This is a genomic window from Sulfobacillus thermosulfidooxidans, from assembly GCF_001280565.1.
Classification (GTDB): Bacteria; Bacillota; Sulfobacillia; order Sulfobacillales; family Sulfobacillaceae; genus Sulfobacillus; species Sulfobacillus thermosulfidooxidans_A.
Window position 1 is genome coordinate 929,128 of the sequence record NZ_LGRO01000001.1, and the last position, 23,085, is coordinate 952,212.

Annotated in this window: 22 protein-coding genes and 1 riboswitch; of the genes, 18 read left to right on the forward strand and 4 right to left on the reverse strand. The window is 48.6% G+C overall.

Annotated features, from left to right (window positions below):
- Window position 1: 1 nt before the first annotated feature.
- Window positions 2-466: a hypothetical protein gene (locus tag AOA63_RS04895; protein WP_053958651.1), complete on the forward strand. Its 465-nt coding sequence runs from the start codon at window positions 2-4 to the stop codon at window positions 464-466.
- Here the strand turns inward: AOA63_RS04895 and AOA63_RS04900 are convergent.
- Window positions 431-1,114 carry a hypothetical protein gene (locus tag AOA63_RS04900; protein ID WP_053958652.1) on the reverse strand — a complete coding sequence of 228 codons (684 nt, stop codon included), beginning with the start codon at window positions 1,112-1,114 and terminating at the stop codon, window positions 431-433. The genes AOA63_RS04895 and AOA63_RS04900 overlap by 36 nt on opposite strands.
- A 250-nt stretch (window positions 1,115-1,364) precedes the next feature.
- Between AOA63_RS04900 and AOA63_RS04905 the strand changes: the two genes are divergently transcribed.
- From AOA63_RS04905 to rnc, 15 genes are all read left to right on the forward strand, one after another.
- Window positions 1,365-2,150, forward strand: coding sequence for a patatin-like phospholipase family protein (locus tag AOA63_RS04905; RefSeq protein ID WP_053958653.1), 786 nt, complete (start codon window positions 1,365-1,367; stop codon window positions 2,148-2,150).
- A complete protein-coding gene (locus tag AOA63_RS04910) occupies window positions 2,147-3,160 on the forward strand; it encodes a YlbL family protein (RefSeq protein ID WP_053958654.1) in 1,014 nt (337 codons plus the stop codon). Before AOA63_RS04905 ends, AOA63_RS04910 begins: the two co-directional genes overlap by 4 nt.
- 63 nt (window positions 3,161-3,223) lie before the next feature.
- A complete protein-coding gene (locus tag AOA63_RS04915; protein ID WP_053958655.1) occupies window positions 3,224-3,982 on the forward strand; it encodes a hypothetical protein in 759 nt (252 codons plus the stop codon).
- The gene (gene iadA, locus AOA63_RS04920) at window positions 3,979-5,172 is read left to right on the forward strand and encodes a beta-aspartyl-peptidase (RefSeq protein WP_053958656.1); all 1,194 of its coding nucleotides are present in this window, start codon (window positions 3,979-3,981) and stop codon (window positions 5,170-5,172) included. The genes AOA63_RS04915 and iadA overlap by 4 nt, the downstream gene beginning before the upstream one ends.
- Window positions 5,162-6,820, forward strand: a complete 1,659-nt coding sequence (locus tag AOA63_RS04925) for an ABC1 kinase family protein (protein ID WP_053958657.1) — start codon at window positions 5,162-5,164, stop codon at window positions 6,818-6,820. The genes iadA and AOA63_RS04925 overlap by 11 nt, the downstream gene beginning before the upstream one ends.
- 82 nt (window positions 6,821-6,902) lie before the next feature.
- Complete coding sequence (locus tag AOA63_RS04930; RefSeq protein WP_053958658.1) at window positions 6,903-7,427, forward strand: YceD family protein; 525 nt, start codon at window positions 6,903-6,905, stop codon at window positions 7,425-7,427.
- A 30-nt stretch (window positions 7,428-7,457) separates the two neighbouring features.
- On the forward strand, window positions 7,458-7,637 hold the full coding sequence (gene rpmF, locus AOA63_RS04935) for a 50S ribosomal protein L32 (RefSeq protein ID WP_053958659.1): 180 nt from the start codon (window positions 7,458-7,460) through the stop codon (window positions 7,635-7,637).
- Between the two features lie 92 nt (window positions 7,638-7,729).
- Complete coding sequence (fapR, locus tag AOA63_RS04940; protein ID WP_053958660.1) at window positions 7,730-8,335, forward strand: transcription factor FapR; 606 nt, start codon at window positions 7,730-7,732, stop codon at window positions 8,333-8,335.
- Window positions 8,332-9,336, forward strand: a complete 1,005-nt coding sequence (gene plsX, locus AOA63_RS04945; RefSeq protein ID WP_020374705.1) for a phosphate acyltransferase PlsX — start codon at window positions 8,332-8,334, stop codon at window positions 9,334-9,336. The genes fapR and plsX overlap by 4 nt, the downstream gene beginning before the upstream one ends.
- Window positions 9,333-10,325 carry a beta-ketoacyl-ACP synthase III gene (locus AOA63_RS04950; RefSeq protein WP_053958661.1) on the forward strand — a complete coding sequence of 331 codons (993 nt, stop codon included), beginning with the start codon at window positions 9,333-9,335 and terminating at the stop codon, window positions 10,323-10,325. Before plsX ends, AOA63_RS04950 begins: the two co-directional genes overlap by 4 nt.
- Before the next feature lie 34 nt (window positions 10,326-10,359).
- Window positions 10,360-11,313: an ACP S-malonyltransferase gene (gene fabD / locus AOA63_RS04955; protein ID WP_053958662.1), complete on the forward strand. Its 954-nt coding sequence runs from the start codon at window positions 10,360-10,362 to the stop codon at window positions 11,311-11,313.
- Window positions 11,314-11,360: 47 nt separating this feature from the next.
- The gene (fabG, locus tag AOA63_RS04960; RefSeq protein WP_020374708.1) at window positions 11,361-12,101 is read left to right on the forward strand and encodes a 3-oxoacyl-[acyl-carrier-protein] reductase; all 741 of its coding nucleotides are present in this window, start codon (window positions 11,361-11,363) and stop codon (window positions 12,099-12,101) included.
- Between the two features lie 19 nt (window positions 12,102-12,120).
- Complete coding sequence (locus tag AOA63_RS04965) at window positions 12,121-12,363, forward strand: acyl carrier protein (RefSeq protein WP_020374709.1); 243 nt, start codon at window positions 12,121-12,123, stop codon at window positions 12,361-12,363.
- Window positions 12,364-12,418: 55 nt separating this feature from the next.
- On the forward strand, window positions 12,419-13,657 hold the full coding sequence (gene fabF / locus AOA63_RS04970) for a beta-ketoacyl-ACP synthase II (protein WP_053958663.1): 1,239 nt from the start codon (window positions 12,419-12,421) through the stop codon (window positions 13,655-13,657).
- Window positions 13,654-14,373, forward strand: coding sequence for a ribonuclease III (gene rnc / locus AOA63_RS04975; RefSeq protein WP_053958664.1), 720 nt, complete (start codon window positions 13,654-13,656; stop codon window positions 14,371-14,373). Before fabF ends, rnc begins: the two co-directional genes overlap by 4 nt.
- Before the next feature lie 64 nt (window positions 14,374-14,437).
- Here the strand turns inward: rnc and AOA63_RS04980 are convergent, their stop codons facing one another.
- From AOA63_RS04980 to AOA63_RS04990, 3 genes are all read right to left on the reverse strand, one after another.
- On the reverse strand, window positions 14,438-17,050 hold the full coding sequence (locus tag AOA63_RS04980) for a transglycosylase domain-containing protein (RefSeq protein WP_053958665.1): 2,613 nt from the start codon (window positions 17,048-17,050) through the stop codon (window positions 14,438-14,440).
- A gap of 28 nt (window positions 17,051-17,078) precedes the next feature.
- A complete protein-coding gene (locus AOA63_RS04985) occupies window positions 17,079-17,510 on the reverse strand; it encodes a zinc-ribbon domain-containing protein (protein WP_053958666.1) in 432 nt (143 codons plus the stop codon).
- Between the two features lie 194 nt (window positions 17,511-17,704).
- Window positions 17,705-18,265: a hypothetical protein gene (locus AOA63_RS04990; protein WP_053958667.1), complete on the reverse strand. Its 561-nt coding sequence runs from the start codon at window positions 18,263-18,265 to the stop codon at window positions 17,705-17,707.
- A gap of 276 nt (window positions 18,266-18,541) precedes the next feature.
- Between AOA63_RS04990 and smc the strand changes: the two genes are divergently transcribed.
- Together smc and ftsY are read left to right on the forward strand one after the other, a co-directional pair.
- Window positions 18,542-21,931 carry a chromosome segregation protein SMC gene (gene smc, locus AOA63_RS04995; RefSeq protein WP_053958668.1) on the forward strand — a complete coding sequence of 1,130 codons (3,390 nt, stop codon included), beginning with the start codon at window positions 18,542-18,544 and terminating at the stop codon, window positions 21,929-21,931.
- A gap of 10 nt (window positions 21,932-21,941) precedes the next feature.
- Complete coding sequence (gene ftsY, locus AOA63_RS05000; RefSeq protein ID WP_053960618.1) at window positions 21,942-22,856, forward strand: signal recognition particle-docking protein FtsY; 915 nt, start codon at window positions 21,942-21,944, stop codon at window positions 22,854-22,856.
- A gap of 34 nt (window positions 22,857-22,890) precedes the next feature.
- A riboswitch (cyclic di-AMP (ydaO/yuaA leader) is annotated at window positions 22,891-23,017 on the forward strand.
- Window positions 23,018-23,085 lie beyond the last annotated feature (68 nt).

The window sequence follows — 23,085 nt, forward strand, 5'->3', positions numbered from 1 at the left end:
TATGACCAATGAACCGATGATGTCCGAACTTAGTGTCTTACTAGAACGCTTTCAAGAGCTTGTCCATCAATCTAAACGTTTGCCGTGGACTGGTCGCGTGCTGATTGATGAAGCGGAATTGACGACCTTGCTAACACAAATTCAGCATATTCTTCCCGAAGAAATCAAACAAGCCCGGTGGGTCATTCAGGAACGTGACAGAATTTTACGTGAAGCTGGTGAGCAAGCCCAAAGTTTAATTGCACAAGCCCGTGGGCAAGTGGACAAATTGTCCGATGAATCTGAGGTCTTACAGGAAGCCCGGCGCAAAGCCGAGCAAATGATTGAGCAAGCGCGAAATACCGCGCGAGAAATCCATCTTAGTGCACGGGCTTATGCTGACGAAATTCTTGCCCGGCTCATTACGGAGTTACATCAAGTCACCGAGAATTTAGAAGCCAATCGCGCGGAATTGCGGCAAGAATAGCGAGAGCAAGAGCCAAAGGACTGATCCCAGGGCGACTTGGGTGACACGGATTGTTATGAGTATGGCCCACCCTCTTTTTGCCATGATGGTACCGTAAAGCAAAAACGCGAAGCCGTTCATTAGTAAGATGGGGATGATGAGAAGATTATAGGGTGCGTAAGCTGAGGATAAAATGGGATCCAAGAGCACGCTAAGAGGCGTTAGAGACGTTCTAAGACTATGAATCAGAGCTAAAAATCCTCCAATGGTGGTGGTTAAATTCATCGATTGTTCAATAGGATGATGCCAGACGCTGGATGAGGCTTCAAATGACGGCGGCAGAGGTTGATTCGGGTCGATTTCAGGGAATCCCGCCGTTTCCAAGAGAAATGCAATCATCAGTGAACAGATATCCAATGAGACAATAGGGACCGTGTGGGGAAAGATTAAAGGGTTATACAAATTTCCCCATAGAGCGGCTAAAGCGATTTGCTTGGGTGAAGCTGACGGTTTAGAACCCACGATGATTAATGGCACCACGGGTAAACTAGAAATAGCAAGAAGCGCTGTGCTGAAACGTGGTAAATGCTCGTATGAGCGGGAAAATAGAAACAAAGCTAGGGATAATGGCGGGAACAAGGCAGGAACCAGAATATCCCACCAATACATGAGGGTATGGTGCCACAGGCCATAGAAGTGAGACAATGGGCGTGGTTGTAATATTAAGAAGATAAGGCAGAAACCGAATACGGAAAACAAATCCGCTATGCTTTTCCATGAATATTTCTGAGTATGTATTGGCATTCGTTCACCAAGTTGGAGAAATGGTTACTCAGAGTATATGTGACGCATTGAAAGAACAGCCCACCCAATACGGTCACTTGGGGGTTGTTCGAGGAGGTGAGTTCATCTCATTAGGATGAGAAAGAATGGGATCGCATTAGCATTATCGTCAGGGGGCGCCAGAGGTTTGGCCCATATAGGCGTTTTGAAAGTACTAGAACGCTATCAGATACCGATTTTGGCTATTGCTGGTTCCTCGATGGGTGGCGTTATTGGGGCGTTGTATTCGACAGGATATTCCGCTGATATGATTGAAGATATTGCAAAGGGTATAAGACGGAGTCATTGGATTGATTTTTCTGTATCACGCATGGGACTACTTGCGGGAAAAAAACTTGAAGGACTCATTAATTTATTTACACAAGGCAAGACTTTCGAGGATTGTCAACCTCCTCTTCAGGTCGTCGCGGTCGACATCGAAAAGGGTTCAGAAGTTATTTTGAAATCCGGGCCTTTAGCCCAGGCCATACGAGCCACAGCATCCATTCCAGGTATATTTAGCCCGGTGGTCATGGAGGGGCGCATTTTGGTGGATGGGGGTATTATTAATCGTGTACCGGTGAATGTCATTAAGTCTGTGCCAAATAGTATTGTGGTAGCAGTCGATGTCGGAGTTGACTTGGCTCCTCGCGTACAATCGATGTTTGATGTACTATTTCAGACGTTTGACATCATGGCGCGGGAATTGCGACAGTGTCAGCCCATTGATGCGGATGTGGTCATTGAGCCGCACGTTGGATTCAGTCGTGAATCGCATGTGAGTCATGTGGAGGAGATCATTCGCGCCGGCGAGAAAGCCTGTGAACAGGCTATTCCTTATATTCAACAGCTACTTAATGACGATCAAGGAGGCGTTCAATGATCAAACGTAAGCCGCTTAAATGGATAGTGTGGAGTGTTGTACTGCTCATAGTGGTCGCTATTGTTTTATGGTTCATTCCCACTTCGTACGTTGTCATTTATCCGGGTGTGACCGGCAACTTGGCACAAATGGTGAAGGTGCAAGGGGGAAAGCAGCGCAATCACGGCAACTTGCTGATGGTGGCCGTAGGTATTGCCCCCGTCAATGAATTAACGTACATAGGGTCGCGTTTAGATCCGAACGTGGAATTATTGAAGTCGAGCTATGCGATGGGCGGACTAAACATGAAGCAATATGTCCAATACAATGTCAGTCTTATGAACAATAGCAAATTGGCTGCAGAAGTAGCGGGAGAGCGGTTGGCGGGGCTTCATGCTTATGTAAAAACAGTGCCGGGAGCTCTCGTGGTCGGCGTTTTAAAAAACGGCAACGCTCAGGGAAAATTGCAACCAGGGGATCTGATTACTAAAATTGGACCCTATCCGATAACAAATCCCAATCAGGTGCATGGGATTATGAAAAAGCATTTCACTTATGGAGAAATTGTGCCCTTTACTATTGAGCGCCACCATCAAACATTAATCGTTCCCATTCGCACAACCCATATTCCCCAGGACTCGGCCCCGGCCATCGGCGTGCTCATTTCGGCATTGCAGGTTCCTGTTATTCCAAGACCCGTGACAATCAATAGTGAAGGAATTGGGGGACCAAGTGCAGGGATGATGTTCGCCTTAGAAATTTATTCGCAAATCACAGGGAAAAACTTGGCTAAGGGCCGGATCATTGCCGGGACTGGAGAAATTACCCCATCGGGACAGGTTCAACCTATTGGCGGAGTTGCTCAAAAGGTTATTACAGTCCATCGTTCGGGAGCAACAGTATTTCTCTGTCCTGCCGCTAACTATGCCAAAGCGGAAGCGATGGCCAAACGTAAGGGCTACCAAATGAAAATTTATCCGGTGACGAATTTGACACAGGCCCTACACGATATTGAACAATCAGCGACCTAAAACGGCATAAAGTTGAAAAAGCTGTCTCATACTACTCTAGATCTTGATATCAGGAGGGTAGTTATGGGCATACAAGGAACTACGCAAAGCCATAACAATGAGCAATCTTTGCGTGAACTCGTTCGTCAAGAGCTCCAGAAGATTCAGTCGCAGAACAATGCACAGGCTTCTAACCAGGGAAATACTCAGCAGTCGTCATCTTCAAACCAAGGCGGGTCATCGAATCAGGGCGGTTCGTCGAGTCAAGGCGGATCAACGAATCAAACTAATTCTTCTAGCCAAGGAGGATCCAACCAACAATCAACTTCTGGTAGTCAAAACGGAGGAAGTTCACCTCTTGGCAAAGTACGGCAAATTATTCAAGAAGAATTGATGCGGATGCAACAAGGGAATGGAGGCAGTTCGAATTCTCAGCAATCGGCCAATAGTCAATCTCAGCCATCTAGTCAAGGTAGCTCACAGCAATCTGCACAATCTTCTTCATCACAGTCGGGAAGCTCCAATGCCGGAGGTTCATCGTCGACCCGGTCTAATACCACCGGAACATCGGGGAGTGCTTCCTCTCAAACATCGAAATCATCGAGTGCGTCGCATGTGGGACAGACGGTAAAATCGAAAAAGGCAAGTGTTCAGCCTAAAACATCGGCAAACACGCAACAAACCGTCGCACAAGTTTTGACGCAAGCCCAGTATGAGTTGAGTCAAGAATTAGAAGCGAATTTGCATAAATTACGTAGCGTCATTCAACAAAGCCAAGAAATTGCTAAGAAGATTGAATTGGTCTTAGGCCATGGCGAAAAGGGGAGTGGCAACAAGGAATGAAGGTTTCAGCTGTGTTGATTCGGGCTGGCGCGATTTATGCTCCGGAGGAGCTTGGTCCCGGCGAGGTCCTTATGGTGCATGATCGGATTGTGGCCATAGGCTCTAAGATTACGCTGCCTGAATGGATCACAGCAACGATTATTGATGCGCCAGACGCCATGTTAATCCCAGGCTTTGTGGATATGCATGTGCATATGGCCGGGGGAGGAGGAGAAGGAGGCCCTCAGTTTCGCACGCCGGAAATCCGTTTATCCCAACTGATTAGGGCGGGGGTTACGAGTGTGGTGGGTGTATTAGGCACAGACGGCACGACCCGGTCCGTGTCCGGTCTGTTGGCTAAAGCACGGGCATTAGGGGAACAAGGATTGTCTACATGGATTTACACAGGCGCTTATGAAATTCCTACGCGAACCATTACCGGATCCGCGCGGGATGACATTATCTTGATTGATCGCGTAATCGGCATTGGAGAAATTGCGATCAATGACCACCGGGGAAGCCATCCCAGTGATCAAGAATTGCTTCATTTAGCGTCCGAAGCTCGAGTGGGCGGGCTACTCGCTGGCAAACCGGGAATATTGCATTTGCATGTTGGGGAGGGGAAGAGTGGACTTCGTAGTTTGTTTCGCATGATGGAAATCGGTGATTTGCCGATTTCAACATTTGTGCCAACACATTTAAACCGGCATGCCCGCATTTTAGCGGATGCCATAACCTGGGGAAACCAGGGAGGTTATTGCGATTTGACCACAGGCATTGTATCTACCGCCAGGGAACCTGAAGGTCTGAGCGCGGCAGATAGCGCCGTGGTGTTGGAACAACAAGGCGTTCCCTGGGAACACATTTCATTTAGCTCAGACGCACAAGGTTCTATACCAGTATTCGACGAGCAAGGACATCTTATACGGATGGATATCGGTTCCTCTCGGACCTTGTTTGATGAGGTAGTCAAATTGCACGAAAAAACGGGGTGGTCTTGGGAGCGATGCATCAGGCCGATTACGTCGACACCAGCGCGAATTTTAGGGCAGAAGGATATTGGGCAACTAAAAGTCGGTAGTGTCGCCCACGCGGTGTTGATTAAAGACAACCAAATCGATACGGTCATCGCCAAAGGCCAGATTATGATGAATCAAGGACGCATTATGCACTGGGATACTTTTGAACAAGGAGATCTCCATGGCTATTAAGCCTCGCCATTGGCACCGGACACGTGAGATAGCCGAAGTCTTAGCCCGCCACGGATTTGTTATGGTGCTGGATCGGCTCGGATTGTCACGGTATTTATCGTGGTCAACAAGACTATTGGGCAAGTTTCAACCGGAAACCGGGGCGAATTGGCCTGAGCGCATTCCATTAGTTTTAGCAGATTTAGGGCCCACGTATATTAAACTCGGGCAATTAGCATCAACCCGTCCTGATTTACTACCGGATTCTCTTATTGACGCGCTATCACATTTGCAAGACAATGTCCCTCCTTTTGGGTTTGAGGAGGTCCAGCAGATTATCGAGAATGCATGGGGAGAACCCATTATTGAGGTTTTAGAGTATTTGGATCCCGTGCCTTTAGCCGCCGCGTCTATTGGACAAGTTCATCAAGGAATATTAAAAGATGGACGCCGAGTTGTCGTGAAAGTACGCAGACCGGGAATTGTTCAACGAAGTGAGTCTGATTTTGCGATTTTACAAAGTTTAGCGGATTTAGCAGAAAAGCGCACCGAATGGGCGAAGCAATATGATTTGGGTCATGTCATGCGCGAATTGATTGCCGCATTACGTAATGAACTCGATTTTAGTATGGAAGCACACTACACGGCTTTGGCTCACAAGACCTATCGTGCCAAAGATTATCTCGTTCCGGAACCCATCTTGTCGCTGACGCATCCTGATGTGCTGGTATTGGAAGAATTACAAGGCATAAAAATATCCGATACAGCTATTTTGCGGCAAATGGGTCTGGATCTTAAAGATATCGCGGAGCGTTACATTCGCGCTATTTATGGACAGGTATTTGTGGCGGGGCTATTCCATGCGGACCCTCATCCGGGCAATGTGCATGTGACATCAAACGGCGACCTTATTTTTCTTGATTGGGGACTAGTAGGCATGTTTTCTCCGACCATGCGAAAAAGATCCTTGGATTTAGTCATTGGACTAACCCAGGGGAAATCTGACAAGGTCGTGGAAGCCTTATTATCCATGGGGGTCGCCCCGCCTAATATCAACACGCAGAGTCTTTATTACGATGTGGAAGTGTTGCGTCGCCGTTATTATGATGCCGATTTGCGAAATTTTCGCATTGGCCAGGCCATTGCCGATTTATTGCATGTCGCCAAAAAATATCATATTAAGATTCCTAGCGAATATACCTTGCTTGCGCGTACCGCCGTAATAGCCGATGGTGTGGTTCGTCAATTGGATGATCAATTATCCCTTGTTGAAATTGGCCGAAAGCTATCTCCACAATTGATATGGACCCGCTTCAATCCCTCAGAGTGGGGAGAACACTTAATAGATACCATCAAAGACTGGATTGAATTCGGATCGGAATTACCTCAGGGGTTACGGCAAGTAATGACCACCTTAGGTCAAGGAGAATTTCGTATTATTTTAGAAGACAATAATTTAGAAAAGATTCTCTCTCATTGGGAGAAATTAATGAACCGCATTGCATTGAGTATGTTACTTGCCGCGCTAATTCTGGGGACAGCTCTGGTTGTCCACCAGGATCATCTCCAACAAATCGCCAATATCCCAATTGTCGACTTTACCTTTTTTGCCGCGGCGGCCATTGCCGTCTGGGTATTTGTGGAAGCCGTGATCAAAAAACGCTTGTAACTCGATTAGTTGTGAACGAGGTAAGTTGACAGATAAAGCAGGGAGTGGCTATAATTCATTGGAGTTTTGCGAGGTGGGTTGCATGCATATCCGAGTTTCTGACGTCAAGAAATGGGTAGGCCGCCAAGAAACGCAGCACTTGTCCGAGGACTGGCCGGAGGTTGTTCAAGAACGGTCCGCCTATCCGATGCGTGGAGTAGCGGAAATGGATGTAACAGTGCGAAATATTGGTCGAGCCTTAATTGTGGAATTGGAAGGGATTGGACACGTTTCTGCCGTGTGTTCACGGTGTTTGGAAACGTTTGACTTAGCTGTCCCGTTTTCTGCTGCGGAAGAATTCCGTGAAGAAGCGGGGAATAGTGACCCCAATGAAGATTTTTTTCGTTTTCAAGGCGATAAGATTTATCTCGATGATATCGTTGCTGACGCCTTTGGGGTGTCCATTCCTTACGCGCCAGTGTGCCATGATGACTGTCAAGGACTGTGCCCAATCTGTGGGACCAATCTCAATACGGACTCTTGTGAGTGCGAAGCCCCGACAGACAACCGGTGGGCCGCATTAAGTCGGATTAAGTTTCCGGACGACCCGTCCCCATCGCAGCACTAGTGCTTAAGATTTGCATAGAGGAGGAAGCAGATGGCCGTTCCAAAGAAGAAATTATCACGGTCGCGTACGCACAAAAGACGCTCCATGTGGAAATTAACGGCTCCACAATGGGTTGAGTGTCCGCGTTGCCACCAAGACCGGTTGCCTCATCATGTCTGCCCGCATTGTGGGTATTACAATGGACGCATTGTTGTTCAACATGATGCCTAATTATTGATTCCATGGCTTTTTTAGTCATGGAATCTTTTTATTGTCATATTTATGACATAGTCATATTATTTGTTCATAAGTGGAGGTGCCGTATGGCTCGCCTAAACCGTGTCGAGCGACAACGGAAATTAGCTGAAGCTCTTCGGGAAGATCCTTTGCAAACTGATGAAGATCTGGCGCAACGTTTTGGAGTAAGCGTCCCGACAATTCGGCTAGATCGGCTTCATCTGGGGATTCCCGAACTGCGCCTTCGCTCGGAAGGTCTTGCGCGTTTGAGCGTCGTGCATACGCGTACGCTGAAACGTCAAGACATGATTGGCGACTTAGTCGATTTAGTCATTGGACAAAGCGGACGATCTTTGCTCACAACGGATGAATCAATGGCTTTTGCCGGGTCCGGTGTTGTGCAGTCCCACTTTATTTTTGCGCAAGCAGATTCTTTAGCCTTAGCGGTGGTTGACGGCGATAGTGCTGTGACAGGCCTTGCGAATGCGAAATTTAAGCATGTTGTGGAGGCAGGGCAACAGATTGTGGCCGGCGCGGAAGTCATTCGCCGCCGCGGCAATCGGTGGGTTGTTCTGGTGATTAGTCGTGTCGGCGATACGACAGTTTTTCGTGGGAAGTTTGTTGTGTTGACCGACCCTTTTGACGGTCACAGACACGCAGAAAGAGATCGCAAGGAGGGAGCCCTGTCGTGAAAATCGCGGTCGACGCAATGGGCGGAGATAACGCACCATCTGCTCCAGTTAATGGAGCCTTACAAGCCATCGAGAAGATTGCCGATCTAGAAATCATTTTAGTGGGCGATCATGACCGGATAATGCCCTTGATTCAAGACAGTCCGCGCCATACCCGATTACATATTCATCATGCTCCTGATGTCATTGGCATGGGTGAGGCGCCGGTCCAAGCGGTGCGGCGAAAGCCCGATTCGTCGATGGTCCAAGCTATGAAATTGGTTAAAACGGGAAAGGCCGCTGCTGTCATATCCGCTGGTAATACTGGTGCGCTGATGACAGCCGGACTGTTTATTTTAGGGCGGATGACAGGCATCGAACGGCCAGCGCTGTCCGCTCTCTTGCCAGTTATGAATGGATGGGGATTGCTGTTGTTGGATGTCGGTGCCAACTTGGATCCCAAACCGTCTCAACTTGTTCAATATGGAATCATGGGGGCTTACTATTGCCAAGAAGTTTATGGGATTGATAACCCGCGAGTTGGTTTATTAAACGTTGGGGAAGAACCGCGGAAAGGGACTCCATTGATTCGCGAAACATATGAACGGTTACAAAAATCCGGTCTGAATTTTGTGGGTAATATTGAGTCCCGCGAATTGATGCAAGGCCGCGCCGACATCGTAGTCTCTGATGGATTCAGCGGGAATATTGCCCTCAAACTCACTGAAGGGTTAGCCCGTGACTTGATGGGCGAGTTTAAAAAGCTGTTGATGAAGAATTTCAAAACCAAAATGGCGGCGTATTTGTTGAAAGACGGCTTGATGGATTTAAAACGCCGCATGGATTACCAGGAATACGGTGGGGCACCGCTATTGGGACTGGACCAGATAGTCTATAAAGTGCATGGAGCCAGTCAAGAGAAAGCTTTTTACAGCGCCATCCAAGTGGCTTACAATTATTGCCAAAAGAATACCCAAACTCGACTCCGAGAACGGGTAAGGGAGGAAGAAGCACATCAATGACTAGACGCGCTGTTGTGGCAGGATTAGGGACCTATGTGCCCGAAAAGGTTCTCACGAACCACGACTTAGAACAGATGGTGGATACCTCTGATGAGTGGATCGTTACCCGGACGGGAATACGGGAACGTCATATTGCACGGGATGATGAAACCACGTCGACGATGGCCAGCGAAGCGACCCGTCAGGCTTTAGCTGACGCCAATATTACGGCGGAAGACTTAGATTTTATTGTGTGCGCGACGAATACGCCCGATACCATTTTTCCGTCGACGGCAGCCCGTGTTCAGCACCAGTTGACGGATAAGCCCATACCGGGTATCGACATTCAAGCTGGATGCACAGGGCTGATATACGGAATGGAATTAGCATCCGCGCTCATTCAAAGTGGTGCCTACCGCAATATTTTAGTGATTGGGGCTGACAAACTCACAAGCATTACGGATTACCAGGACCGTACCACAGCCGTTTTATTTGGGGATGCAGCCGGAGCGTTTGTTTTACAAGGTAAAGATGATACAGAATATGGAATTTTAGGCTCATACCTGCAAGCAGATGGGCGAGGAGGAGACTTGCTCATACAGCCAGCGGGAGGATCCTTAATGCCAGCTAGCCATGAGACGGTAGAAGCCCGCCAACACTATTTAAAAATGAATGGGAATGAAACCTTCCGGTTTGCCGTCAAAGCGATGCCTGAAGCAGTCGAAGAAGGATTAAAACGTGCCGGTTTAGGTGTCGAAGATATGGATTTACTGGTACCTCATCAAGCCAACTTACGTATTATCGATGCTGCAGTACGGCGCTTTGAACTCGATCCCGAACGGGTTGTGGTCAACATCGATCGCTATGGCAATACTTCTGTTGCTACCATTCCATTAGCATTGCAGGAAGCGCGCATGCAAGGACGTGTTCATGATGGGGATGTGGTCGTTCTCTGTGCCTTTGGAGCGGGATTGACATGGGGTTCCAATGTCATCCGCTGGGGACGATAATCCCTATCACCACTGCTAAAGAGGAGGAAACTATGTGTCAGGATGGGCCGTTATGTTCCCGGGCCAAGGAGCCCAATATGTCGGTATGGGTCTCAATCTCTTTCAACAATACCAGGAAGCTCGGGACGTTTTTTATGAGGCAGATGACGCATTAGGTTATAAGTTATCTCAACTGATTTTTGAAGGGCCAGAAGAACGGCTACGAGATACTGAAGTCCAACAGCCGGCTATTTTAGTAGTCAGTGTGGCGGCATGGACTGTGTTTCGGGCTCGACAACCCCAATTACCGATAAGTGTAGGTTTTGGATTATCGTTAGGAGAGTATTCTGCTTATGTTGCTGCAGGCACCTTTACACTCCGCGATGCAGTGAGACTGACACGAATCCGAGGCCGAGCCATGCAAGAAGCTGTACCTAAAGGGTTGGGCGGGATGTCGGCAATATTAGGACTAAAAAGTGAAGAGGTCGAAGCACTTTGTCATGAAGCCTCTCAGGTAGGGTGGGTCCAACCCGCCAATTATAATGCGCCGGGTCAAATAGTGGTTTCAGGTCTGATTGCGGGTCTGGATCACGTTGAAGCCGCGGCCCGTGCTCGGGGAGCACGGGTGGTACGCCTGTCAGTTTCAGCGCCCTTTCATTCCCGCTTGCTCACACCTGCTGGCGCCGTGGTATCTAAAGCTCTGGCCGATATCGATATTCAAAGGGCCCAGTTTCCGGTGTTAGCCAATGTGGATGCGACATTGTGTTATGATGCAGCTGATATTATTCCGCGCTTGATTAACCAAGTCTCTCATCCTGTTTTATTTCAACAGTGTGTTGAACAGGCGATGGCGCTCGATATTTTGGGATTCATTGAATTCGGACCTGGTCGTAGTTTGACAAGTTTGTTGAAAAAGATTGATCGCAAACAAAAAGTCTTTAATGTAGAAGATGAGGCGAGCTTAGACAAAGCTCTTGAACTCGTCCAGGGCCCAGGCTATAATAGCTAAGAATTATCGCCTGGAAGCCATATGACCGATAGGGAGAGGATTTGCGGGTGCCTTGGGAACAGAGAACGGCGTTGGTGACTGGAGCCTCCAGGGGCATAGGTCGCGCCATCGCTCTAAAATTAGCCCAACAAGGTATTACGGTAGCGGTCAATTACCGGGGTAATGACGCCGCTGCACAAGAGACCCAAGAGATCATCCGGTCGCATGGCGGGCAATGTGCGCTCTACCCCGCTGATATTTCGAATGTTGATGAGGCGCAATCTCTTGTCAATTCGGTGATTGAAGATTGGGGTCGCTTGGATATATTGGTGAATAATGCAGGGATTACTCGGGACACGTTATTGCTGCGCATGCGTACTGATGATTGGGAACAGGTTATCGCAACCAACCTTACCGGCGTCTTCGCGTGTACCCGCGCAGCGTTGCGTCCTATGCTCAAGCACAAATTTGGACGCATTGTGACGATTTCCTCGATTGCAGGAATTTTGGGCAATGCGGGCCAAGCCAATTACGCAGCGGCAAAAGCCGGAGTAATAGGATTTATGCGTTCTGTAGCACGTGAAGTGGCATCTCGGCAGATTACGGCCAATGTTGTCGCTCCCGGGATTATTGATACAGAAATGTCTCAACACATGAACCAGGATGCGTATGATCAATTGGTACGGCAAGTGCCACTGGGACGTGCGGGACGACCGGAAGACGTTGCCGATGCCGTATGGTTTCTTGTTCAGGCTGATTACATTACGGGTCAGACGCTAGTGGTAGACGGCGGCCTTGTAATGGACTAATTTTGGAGGTGTCTAGAAAGTGGCAAACAAAGAACAGGTTTTCGACAAAGTGAAAGAAATTATTGTGGATCAACTGGGTGTGGACGAAGAAGAGGTCACTCCAGAAGCCTCGTTTATTGATGACTTAGGAGCAGACTCGTTGGACATTGTGGAATTGATTATGGCTCTGGAAGAAGAATTTGGTCTGGAGATCCCTGATGATGAAGCAGAAAAAATCAGCACTGTCAACGATGCAGTGGAATATATTCGGGAAAACGCCTAATTTACGTCCCTAGTCTAGGGAGCGGATTCCCGGTGACTGGGGGAGGGAGTAACGAATGCAGCGCGAACGCGTAGTGGTTACGGGAATGGGAGTGATTTCCCCTGTTGGGTCAGGCCTTGAGCACTTTTGGGCAGGTCTCACCAGCGGGCGAAGTGCTGTCGGACCCGTAACCCGATTTGATGCCTCACCTTTCTCGACCCGAATTGCGGCTGAGGTGCACGATTTTGATCCTCTTAAGTATCTCGAAAAAAAGGAAATACGACATATGGATCGGTTTGTGCAGCTAGCAATAGGAGCTGCACAAGACGCTTATGATGACGCGGGATTATCGGATCTGGATCCAGATCGAGCAGGAGTTTCGGTCGGCACTGGTATTGGAGGAATGGAAACATTAACCGACCAGCACGAAACTCTGTTATCACGAGGACCTGGACGTGTGAATCCATTTTTCATTCCAAAAATGATAGGAAATATTGCCGGTGGCCAGGTCGCTATGCGATTTAATCTGCAGGGACCTAATGTCACATTGGTTACGGCCTGTGCCTCATCAGGCAGTGCTTTAGGCGATGCCATGCGAGCGATTCAATTCGGCGAAGCGGATGTAATGCTCGCAGGAGGTACGGAGGCGGTACTTTTGCCGATATCCTTTGCGGGATTCTGTGCCATGAAAGCGATGTCGACTCGTAATGAGGATCCTGAACATGCCTCTAGACCCTTTGATCAGGAACGAGACGGATTTGTTATGGGTGAGGGAGCCGGATTTTTAGTACTGGAATCTCTGACGCATGCGCAAAAGCGTGGAGCCCGCATATATGCTGAGCTCATCGGTTATGGACGTTCAGCGGATGCCTATCATGTGGTCGAACCGCATCCCGAAGGCCGTGGTGCGGCGCAAGCGATGCGCCGCGCAATTCATGATGCTGGGATAAAACCAGAAGAAGTGGATTATATTAATGCGCATGGGACCTCGACAATGAAGGGCGATCTAGCGGAAACTTTAGCCATCAAAGATGTCTTTGGCGAACACGCTTATCAATTAGCCGTGTCATCCACCAAATCATCGACAGGTCATCTGTTGGGAGCTGCTGGGGCGGTTGAGATGATTGCGTCAATCCTAGCTTTGCAATATCAGACTGTGCCGCCAACGGTTAATTTAGATCATGCCAGTCCCGATTGTGATTTGAACTATGTGCCAAACCGGCCACAATCACGGGATATTCACGTGGTGATGTCCAATGCCTTTGGTTTTGGCGGTCAAAATGCGTCACTTATTGCTCGGGAGTATATTCCATGAATAGCAATTATTTAAGTCAGTGGGTAAAAGATCAGAATCTTCTAAAACAAGCCCTGACGCATTCGTCGTATGCTAACGAAGGATTTCGTAAAGAGACGCATAATGAGCGACTGGAGTTTCTTGGAGACTCGGTTTTGCAATTGGTCGTGACCGAGTGGTTGTATCACCATAATAGTCACTGGACAGAAGGCCAGCTGAGCCAAGGGCGGGCGGCCATCGTGTGTGAGGCGACTTTAGCTGAAGCCGCGACAAACCTGCATGTGGGTGAATTATTGAGACTAGGGCGTGGAGAAGAACGCAGTGGAGGTCGTACTAAGCATTCACTCCTTGCGGATGCTATGGAAGCCATTATCGGTGCGATCTACTTGGATAGCGGTTTGGAACAGGCGCGACAATTCATTCAAGAAGTCTTGAGCTTTGCGCTGACTAGCGTTGAGCAGCGGGAAACAGGACGCGATCATAAGACGGCTCTGAACGAATGGCTGCGTCGTCGTGGGGAAGAAGCCACCTACGAAGTCGTAGGATCTTATGGTCCTGATCATGCCAAGAGTTTTGAAGTCGAAGTATCCGTTGGTGGTATTCCTATCGGGCGGGCTATCGGCCACAGCAAAAAGGAAGCGGAACAGCAAAGTGCCCGCTTGGCGTTAAAACATTTAATGGAGGAAGCCGAAAAGGCTTCCCCTTCTCCGCATCCTTCGGCTTCTTCACCCGATTAACTGTCTTCACTATCATATCAGGAAACAAGACGGCGCAGCGCAATGCTCCGCCGTCTTGTTTTGATTAGTGTCCGGGACCTGGTGGATTAGAAGAAGGACGACTAGGTTTATTAACGTCACCAGCGAGCGCGGAAGGGGTAGTCGAGGGAGTAGTTTTTGGCGGTGGCGAAGGAATGGTTGCCGAGGGAGAGGAAGATGTTGATTGGCCCGATGGCGATGTTGATGAACTCGGTGTCGAGGACGGAGATGGTGACGGTTGTTGATTGGGCGTGCACATTTTTGTGGGGGCCCAATACTTTGCGTCCCATGGGACCGGTACACCGGGATGCCAATCAGACTCTCGACGGAGGAATACTGAGGTGACATAAGGACCACAACCCTGCTGCCATAACTCATTGGGGTGGTTTGCCACGACCTTGACCGGATAGTGGGTATTGCCAATCGACGTGGGTTGCGTGCCTTGAATAAACCATGCTCCTTGAATATCCGAACTAGGAGCATATTGACTGGCTATTTTTCCTGACGTGATACTCACATCAGGCACATAAACCATCCCACTAGGCCGTGGAAAATGTTCAACAGGTATGTGTTCAGCTTGATTGACTTGCTCCATAATTGTTTTCCAAATGGGGCCTGCCGCCACGTCCCCATAAGCGGGACCATTGGGAGTGGATGGCTGGGGATATTCTCCTTTGCGATTACCTTCCCAGACGCCTACGACGAGTTGTGGCGTGTATCCCATGAACCAAGCATCAGCTTCTCCATTGTTGGTACCGGTTTTGCCTGCTGCCGGCCTTCCAATACCTAAATCATATCCCGTGGCAAGGGAACCGGGACCGATGGAGGGTATAGGATTCGGATCTAATACCCGTTCCATCATTTTATCCATGATATAAGCTACTTGGGGACTAAACTCTACGGTGCCGTGGGGCGTATCTTGATAGACGACGGCACCATCGGCGTTGACAACTTTTGTTACCCAAATAGGTTTCATGCGCACGCCGTTGTTAGGAAATGTGGCGTAGGCTTGCGTCATTTCGTAAACATTGAACCCTTCTTTGAGTCCACCAATGGCGATCCCCAGCCCAGCATGTAAGTCCGCTTGGGTCAAAGGTAATCCAAATTTATACTTGGCGAAGTCGTAGCCATAAGTGAGACCAATATCATGGAGTAAATGGACGGCAACATCATTATCAGAAATCGCAAGCGCATCACGTAAGTCAAGATAACCTCGGTACAGGTGATTATCATTGTGAGGCCACCATTGCCCATTGACCTTAAAAATGGGAACGTCCTGGATGACAGACATTTGGGTATATCCCTTGGCGATGGCCGGGGTATACTCTAACAACGGTTTAATAGAGGATCCCGTAGACCGCTGGACACTGGGGTTAGTAGCCAAATCTTCCTGGAAAGGTTGTGAAAACGTTCGGCCACCAATAACCGCCAGAATGTAGCCATTATGAGGATCTTCGACGACAGCGGCAGCTTGGTAGGTGGGATCAGCCGAATGCGAGACGCCAAAATTATAATTCATCCATTGGTCGACCGCATTTTGCGCGATGTTGTATACAGTGGGATCTAATGCTGTGTAGATTTTTAGTCCGCCGTCAAAAATTTGTGTACCCGTAAATCCTTTTTCTTGTAAAACGCGAATGACGTGATCCACATACCATGGATAGGGATAGATCTGACTATTAGCTGCATCGACAGAGACGGGGTGCAGATTTACGGGGGCCGCATAGGCTGCTTTGGCCTGGGCAGGGGTGAGATACCCATATTTCACCATAGCATTAAGGACCTGTAACTGACGTTGTTTGGCCAATTTGAAATTGACCAAGGGGTCATAAAGTGATGGGGCTTGAGGTAGTCCTGCTAACATTGCCGCCTGAGCCACCGTCAATTGGGCGGGTGTTTCATCGAAATATGCTTTGGATGCGGCATAAATCCCGCTAGCTCCATCGCCCAAGTAGACCTCGTTGAGATACATATCCAAAATTTGCTGTTTGGAATAAGTATGGGCGAGTTCGAGCCCAATCATAAATTCCTGCGCCTTACGCACTAACGTTTTTTTGTCACTTAAATAGAGATCTTTAGCTAATTGCTCCGTGATCGTACTGGCACCTTGCACAGCGCTATGATGCACAATGTCAACAATTGCCGCCCGGATAATCGATGTGATGTCAAATCCGGGATTGGAATAGAAGTTGTGATCTTCTATGGCAATAATGGCATGTTGCATATTAGGAGAAATAGCAGAAAGTGGGACATTAACGCGATTGACTGTTCCGTGTAGTCGGGCTACTGGCTGCCCAAATCGATCATAGATAACAGAATCTTGGCCCATGGCTTGTAAAGAGACCATGGACTGCACGGAGGGTAATGATTTCCACGCTTGATAGGCAATATAGCCACCGTAACCAAATCCGCTTACCATTAATCCGGTTACTGTTAACAGGACGACGCGCCCCCAGCGCACCCTTCGCCCTTTGATCTTGCCGGATTTCTTGGTTTTAGTGTTTTGGGCTGAATCCTTGGCTTTTGACGACGACGCTGAATTGAACGGAGGGATCGCGAACGCACGGCGTTTTTTAGCGGGATCAGGCAATTTGCGTCCGCAGAATCGACAAAATGCCGAACCGGCCGTATTTTCCTGTCCACATTTTGGGCAACGCACGCTATCTTGTCATCTCCTTGTTTGCAAGTTACCCCTCAAAATTAGGGGGAGTGCCATTATTCGGTGGCTCCTTGGTATATAATGCTCCAAGGCCGAGAACAATCCCAAAGCCGATCCATGATAAGCCGGATTGATGTCCAAAAAGGTTCCAAATGAACCCAACCAACGAAAAAGCAGCACTTCCAACAAATAAAACCTGCGATACGGTCCATCCTAACGCATGATGACGTAACTGTCCCAACCGTATAACGCTTGATTTAATAACCAGGTAACGTTGACCGGTTGACGCCTTCATTTTTGTCATCCAATCCGCTCCGCTCCGGCTCTTCGGAGGAGGAATCTCCTCGGGAGCCGGCTCGGGACGGGAATTGGAGGGTTCAGGCAGTAAGTTCTGCCCACAACTAGGACAAAAAACACTATCGACCGGAATTTGATCGCCACAATGACGACAATACACCATGACATCCCTCGCCTTATTATCCTGTATCAACGCTACTATATCATTCGTGAGGCGTTGAAGGAATTTTAGGCTCCATGTCACTCCGGGCTTGGCCGCGCCTAATTGGTGACCATTGTAACACAATACGACGCTTTTGACCTTGGAGGAGGTTGGAGGTGGTGGATTCCAATTCCAGTCCCATCGCCTCCAGGGGATCAAAAGAGATTGCGGACGATTTGAACAATGCGGTACATTTCCACGTTGAGGCTGGCGATCTCACAGGTATCCGGACGAATATAGCAGGTGTCTGATCCTGTGGTGACTTTCATCAATACCGTAGGCAATTTGGTCGATCCGGCCAGAACCCATTTAGCCGGATCTTCATCGCGTAGAGGGCTTAGCAGCAAGAGATCACCACTTTGTACCGGCCCTTGCGACGGCCCGTGATAGCGCCAGGCCATTTTTCCTAGAACATTGGCCGCGAGACTGCCGGAAAGTGATTCCTTGGTGAGAATAGGCTTACCGTCGGCATTAAAACCGTCTAAGACTGGCAATCGACCGTATTGGGATACGTTTTCCTTGGCAATTTGCGCCGGTAACCGAAAACGTCCCGCCACAACAGCCCGTTTGAAGGCTTGCAACCCCTGGTAATGCGCCTTAGCCAGCCAATAATAAATTGTTTTTTCCTCGGAGTACCCTAATTTTTGCGAGAGTTCAGCTGCCGTGATGAAAGGATCTTCGAGTATTAAATAAGCCATTCGATTGAGCACTTCCATTAGAAATAATCGCCTCCTGGCAATAATGGGCCATGATGGGGAATGGTGATGAATAGGCATGTCCGTCATCAGGCTTTCCCAATATACAGGAAATTACGATGATTGTGTGTATATAACGATAGTGGTAATTTGCGGAAGTGTTTAGCTCCGGTTACCAGACGTGTATGAGAGACTTGCAATGGCTGTGGGACCCGCCTCTTAGGCAGGTGGGAGGTTATGATACAATGGCAGCACGAGAGATTAGATGGTTAATATTGTACGAAATGGATGGATTCGATGTATCTAAAAAGTATCACCCTCTATGGTTTTAAATCATTTGCTCAAGATACGCGGATTGCCTTAGAACCAGGCATTAGCGTAATCGTGGGTCCAAACGGAGGCGGCAAAAGTAATGTCATTGACGCCATTCGTTGGGCTTTAGGGGAGCAACGGGTGAAGGAGCTACGCGCAGAGCGTTGGGAAGATTTGTTGCATGCCAGCAGCCGAAACCAACGGGCGAAAATGGCGGAAGTCACGCTTTTATTTGATAACCATGATGGAGAAATGGAGAATTGGCCTGACTCTTTGGCCGTCACCCGTCGCTATTATTTATCGGGTGATTCGGAATATCTCTTAAATGGACGTGCTGTGCGTTTGAAAGATATTGTGGATTTGTTTCTGGACAGCGGAATTGGGCGATTTAATTATGCGATTATCGGGCAAGGACGAGTTGAAGCGGCATTGCTGATGAAGCCTAAAGAACGGTTAGAACAATTGGAAGAAGCGGCAGGCATTTCTCGGTACAAAGTGAAACGCAAAGAGACCTTGCAGCATTTAGCAGATGTTGAACGGAATTTAGAAAGGTTAAGCGATTTAATTGCCGATGTGCGCCAGCAAAAAGATGCGATTGCTGAAGAAGCACGTATCGAAAAGGAATACCTAGAGTTGCAGCGGCGTCACAGTGAGCTGCAATTGCGGTATCAATTAAGCCAATATTACCTAGCCATGCGCGAAAAACATGAATGGCAAGAAACTTTACAAACTTTATCAGCACAACGCCACGGTTTGCAACAAGAATTACAAGCGCTGCAAATGCAACAGGAAGAAGTGGTGAAAAAGCGACAACTCCTCATGCATGAATTGGAGGAGGCTCAAGGGAATTTTGAGAGTCGCAAACAGTCATTGGGCATGGTTGAAACCCGCGTTGCTCGGCTAGAAGCCGAGTTGGAAGGCCTGGAACGGGAAGCTAATGGCCTGAAACAGCAAGCCCAATGGGTTGCACAACAATTGGAGGAACTTGACGCCAAATATCCTCAACATGATCTCCACGCGGCAGTTGAGTCAGACTCTCGTGCTGATGCAAAACTTCAGGATATGGATAAGGATGTTCAGGTTTTAAAACAAGCGTTTGACGCATCGGTGCGTGAACGAAATCAACTGGAACAAGATCTGCATGGTTTAGAAAATCAGCAGCAAGAGTTGGAGAAACGCTTAGCTCGGTTAGAAGGCACTTTTCAAATAGTATCCGCCAACGATGATTTGCTCTCGCGGGTTGAATCCTTAGAACAGGAAGAACGCGAACTTCAATTAGAATGGGGAAAAGCGCAAAAGACTCAGAACCTTTTAAGGGAAAAACGGCAAAATTTGCAAGGAGAACTTGCGAAAGTTATGGCCTCGATTAATAGCTCCCAGAAAAGACTGTGGGAGCTTCAAGCTCAAGTTAAGGCGTTGAAATCCCTAGAAGATCAGACGGAAACTCTTCCTCTTAGTGTGCGGGCAGTTTTGCAAGCCCATAAAGCGCATCATCTTGAGGGAATTCTTGGAACCTTGTCCTCGTTGATTGCCGTTCCTACAGACTATTCTCAAGCCATCGACATCGCGTTGGGAGCCCAGCGTCATGATGTGGTGACAGAAACAGAATGGCACGCGCGCCAGGTTATTGAATGGCTCAAGCGTCAAAGGGCTGGCCGTGTAACCATTCTTCCCCTTGACCAAATCCGCGAAGCCAGAATTCCCGACCGCGACAGGGCCTTAAATCAGCAAAAAGGGGTTGTGGGTTGGGCGATTGATCATATTGACTTTGATGAGCGCCTGTTTCCTGCGGTAAGTTATGTATTAGGCCGTGTTCTGCTCATCGAATCCTTAGACGTGGCCAATGCTATAGGGCGTCTTCATCAGTTTCGATACAAAATGGTGACTCTTGACGGCCAAATCGTTTTGTCGGGAGGAGCTATTTCAGGAGGAAGTGACCGAAGCCGAAGCAATAATTTTCAGCAAAAGGAAGCGGGACTTGTTGAGCAAATCAATACCTTAACCCAGTCGGTATCAAGTCAGCAGCGACGCCGGGAAGAACTGGAAGGGCAAATTGCCGAATGGCAACGCCAAGAAGAAGAAGCGCGGATGGTAGTGACACGATGCGCTGAGCGCTTGAATCATTTACGTGCGCTCTTAGAGGGAGGAAAGTGGAATAAAGACCAGGTTAAGGAACTGATCTCATCGTTAGCAGATCATCGAATCCGCATCGGAGAAGTTAAACAAGCTTTAGAACAAAAAATTCACTATATTAACACCCTCGACCAAGAACTTTCTGCGCTTAAAGAAGCATATAACACCCGCCGGCAAGCCTATTTAAATTCCCAGCAAGTTCATAGTCACCGTCTTGAACTAATGGCTCGGTACGCCGAAGAAAAACAACGCTTGACCGTGCAAGCACAGGAAATCTCTCAGCGACGGCAACAATTATCAACACAAAGGGAAGAGGTTCTCCGTGAACTTTCGGCTCACCGAGCGGAACGTGAGAATATGATAGAGCGAATTGATGTCGAATCACAACGCATTCAGGAGTATCAAAGGACATTGGTGCAAATGGGAGACGCTGTTCAACAGTTGGGAGGCCGCATTCGATCGCTTGACAGTGAGGACCGGAAGATGTCCGGGCGGATCACGTATATTGAACAACAGTTGCTTAAAACCACAACCCGATGGGATGGCTATGAGCCACCGGATGGCGAGCCGTTACCGGATGAGGAAATTCCTCGAGCTAAAACCTTACTCGACGAATGGCAAAGCGCTTTAGATCAGCTAGGTCCCATACGGCCCGGGGTGTATGCCCTTTTTACACAGTTAGAAGACCGTCTAGCGTATCTCGAATCCGAACGACATGATGTCGAACTCGCCAAAAATGAATTGCGGGAAACCTTGCGGCAAATTGATCATGAGGTGGATGCACGCCTGGCCGAAACGGCTTCTCAAGTAGAGGAGGCATTTAAGCAAGCCTGTTTATCATTGTTGGGAGGAGAAGGCGGATTTCGGTGGATCCAAGGTGATGAAAGGGGCATTGAATTATGGATCCGACCACCAGGAAAAAAGCCGAGCACCATGACCTTGCTTTCTGGAGGAGAAAAGGCACTCGGAGGCATTGCCTGGCTGTTTGCCTTATTAAGTGTTCGTCCTTCTCCGTTTGTCGTTCTGGATGAAGTCGAGGCAGCATTAGATGAAGCTAATGCTCAAAGAGTCGCGCAATACATTCGCGCGCATCACGGACGGACCCAATATGTGATTGTGACGCATCATAAATCAACGATGACTATAGCGGATGCACTGTGGGGTGTGGCTGGGGACGGTCAAGGTCGCAGTCGATTAGTTTCCGTCCGCATTGAACACACTCCATTAGCAGAGGAAGGATAGGTGAATGGCAATGGCTGGTTTTTGGAATCGTTTAAAAGAAGGAATGACTCGTACTCGAGACAGTTTAGGTGGACGTCTGCGGACACTGTTTCAAGGACGCCAATGGGATGAGTCCTTATGGGATCAGCTCGAAGAAATCCTATTTGAAGCTGATCTTGGATATGATACGGTGGACTACCTCTTGACCCAATTGCGAGAAGAAGTCCGGATTGCGCATCCCCAGCGTGCAGATGACGTCATGGAATTGCTCCGGCGCATTATGGTGAACCTATTTGAAAAAGCATCTGATCCTACCCTTCTTGATCCGCAAAGACCTAGTATATGGTTAATGGTTGGTGTCAATGGCACGGGGAAAACAACCACGGCGGGAAAATTTGCGTACATGATGAAACGCCAAGGGTACCAGGTTATATTGGGGGCGGCCGATACATTTCGGGCTGCCGCAGTTGAACAGCTGCAGGAATGGGGTCAACGAGCCGGTGTTGACGTAATTAGCCAAGGGGCGGGGGCCGATTCTGCTGCTGTAGCTTATGATACCGTTCAAGCGGCCATTGCCCGTTCTCGTGACTTAGCAATTATTGATACGGCGGGACGATTGCACAATAAATCGAATCTTATGCAGGAATTGCAAAAAGTGGTTCGGGTGATTCGGCGCGAACGGCCCGATGCGCCCCATCAAGTCTGGTTGGTTATTGATGCGACGACCGGTCAAAATGGTTTAGCTCAGGCTCAAGTGTTTTTGGAGGCGGTTCATGTAACGGGAATTGTCCTCACGAAACTCGATGGGACAGCTAAAGGGGGCATTGCGCTGTCGATAAAACGGGAACTGGGTGTTCCCATTCGTTTTATCGGTGTCGGAGAAAAAGTGGAAGATCTGATGCCGTTTGACGCGGAAAGTTATGTCCGTGCCATTTTAGGCGATTGACGCCTTTTCTCCTGCCCACGTATACTCAAAATATACCTTGATAACGCCGAATTCGATTAAGAAGCGGAGGACCCGTTCCTTTTGGGGTGAATTGCTATGCAACGGGCATGCTCGCAGCCCGAACCCGTCAGCTAACTTCGCAGGCGTAGGGGGCTCAAGGTCTAATAATTCATTTGACTCCTTCCCCCGGGAAATATCCGGGGCTTTGTTTTGCCCGGTTCGATGGAGG

Coding starts and splice junctions, on each gene's coding strand:
- AOA63_RS04900 (WP_053958652.1), bottom strand. CDS start 1,114: ATGTATTGGTGGGATATTCTGGTTCCTGCCTTGTTCCCGCCATTATCC.
- AOA63_RS04910 (WP_053958654.1), top strand. CDS start 2,147: ATGATCAAACGTAAGCCGCTTAAATGGATAGTGTGGAGTGTTGTACTG.
- AOA63_RS04925 (WP_053958657.1), top strand. CDS start 5,162: ATGGCTATTAAGCCTCGCCATTGGCACCGGACACGTGAGATAGCCGAA.
- rpmF (WP_053958659.1), top strand. CDS start 7,458: ATGGCCGTTCCAAAGAAGAAATTATCACGGTCGCGTACGCACAAAAGA.
- AOA63_RS04905 (WP_053958653.1), top strand. CDS start 1,365: ATGAGAAAGAATGGGATCGCATTAGCATTATCGTCAGGGGGCGCCAGA.
- fabF (WP_053958663.1), top strand. CDS start 12,419: ATGCAGCGCGAACGCGTAGTGGTTACGGGAATGGGAGTGATTTCCCCT.
- rnc (WP_053958664.1), top strand. CDS start 13,654: ATGAATAGCAATTATTTAAGTCAGTGGGTAAAAGATCAGAATCTTCTA.
- iadA (WP_053958656.1), top strand. CDS start 3,979: ATGAAGGTTTCAGCTGTGTTGATTCGGGCTGGCGCGATTTATGCTCCG.
- AOA63_RS04985 (WP_053958666.1), bottom strand. CDS start 17,510: ATGGTGTATTGTCGTCATTGTGGCGATCAAATTCCGGTCGATAGTGTT.
- AOA63_RS04990 (WP_053958667.1), bottom strand. CDS start 18,265: ATGGAAGTGCTCAATCGAATGGCTTATTTAATACTCGAAGATCCTTTC.
- smc (WP_053958668.1), top strand. CDS start 18,542: ATGTATCTAAAAAGTATCACCCTCTATGGTTTTAAATCATTTGCTCAA.
- AOA63_RS04950 (WP_053958661.1), top strand. CDS start 9,333: ATGACTAGACGCGCTGTTGTGGCAGGATTAGGGACCTATGTGCCCGAA.
- fapR (WP_053958660.1), top strand. CDS start 7,730: ATGGCTCGCCTAAACCGTGTCGAGCGACAACGGAAATTAGCTGAAGCT.
- AOA63_RS04930 (WP_053958658.1), top strand. CDS start 6,903: ATGCATATCCGAGTTTCTGACGTCAAGAAATGGGTAGGCCGCCAAGAA.
- ftsY (WP_053960618.1), top strand. CDS start 21,942: ATGGCTGGTTTTTGGAATCGTTTAAAAGAAGGAATGACTCGTACTCGA.
- AOA63_RS04915 (WP_053958655.1), top strand. CDS start 3,224: ATGGGCATACAAGGAACTACGCAAAGCCATAACAATGAGCAATCTTTG.
- AOA63_RS04895 (WP_053958651.1), top strand. CDS start 2: ATGACCAATGAACCGATGATGTCCGAACTTAGTGTCTTACTAGAACGC.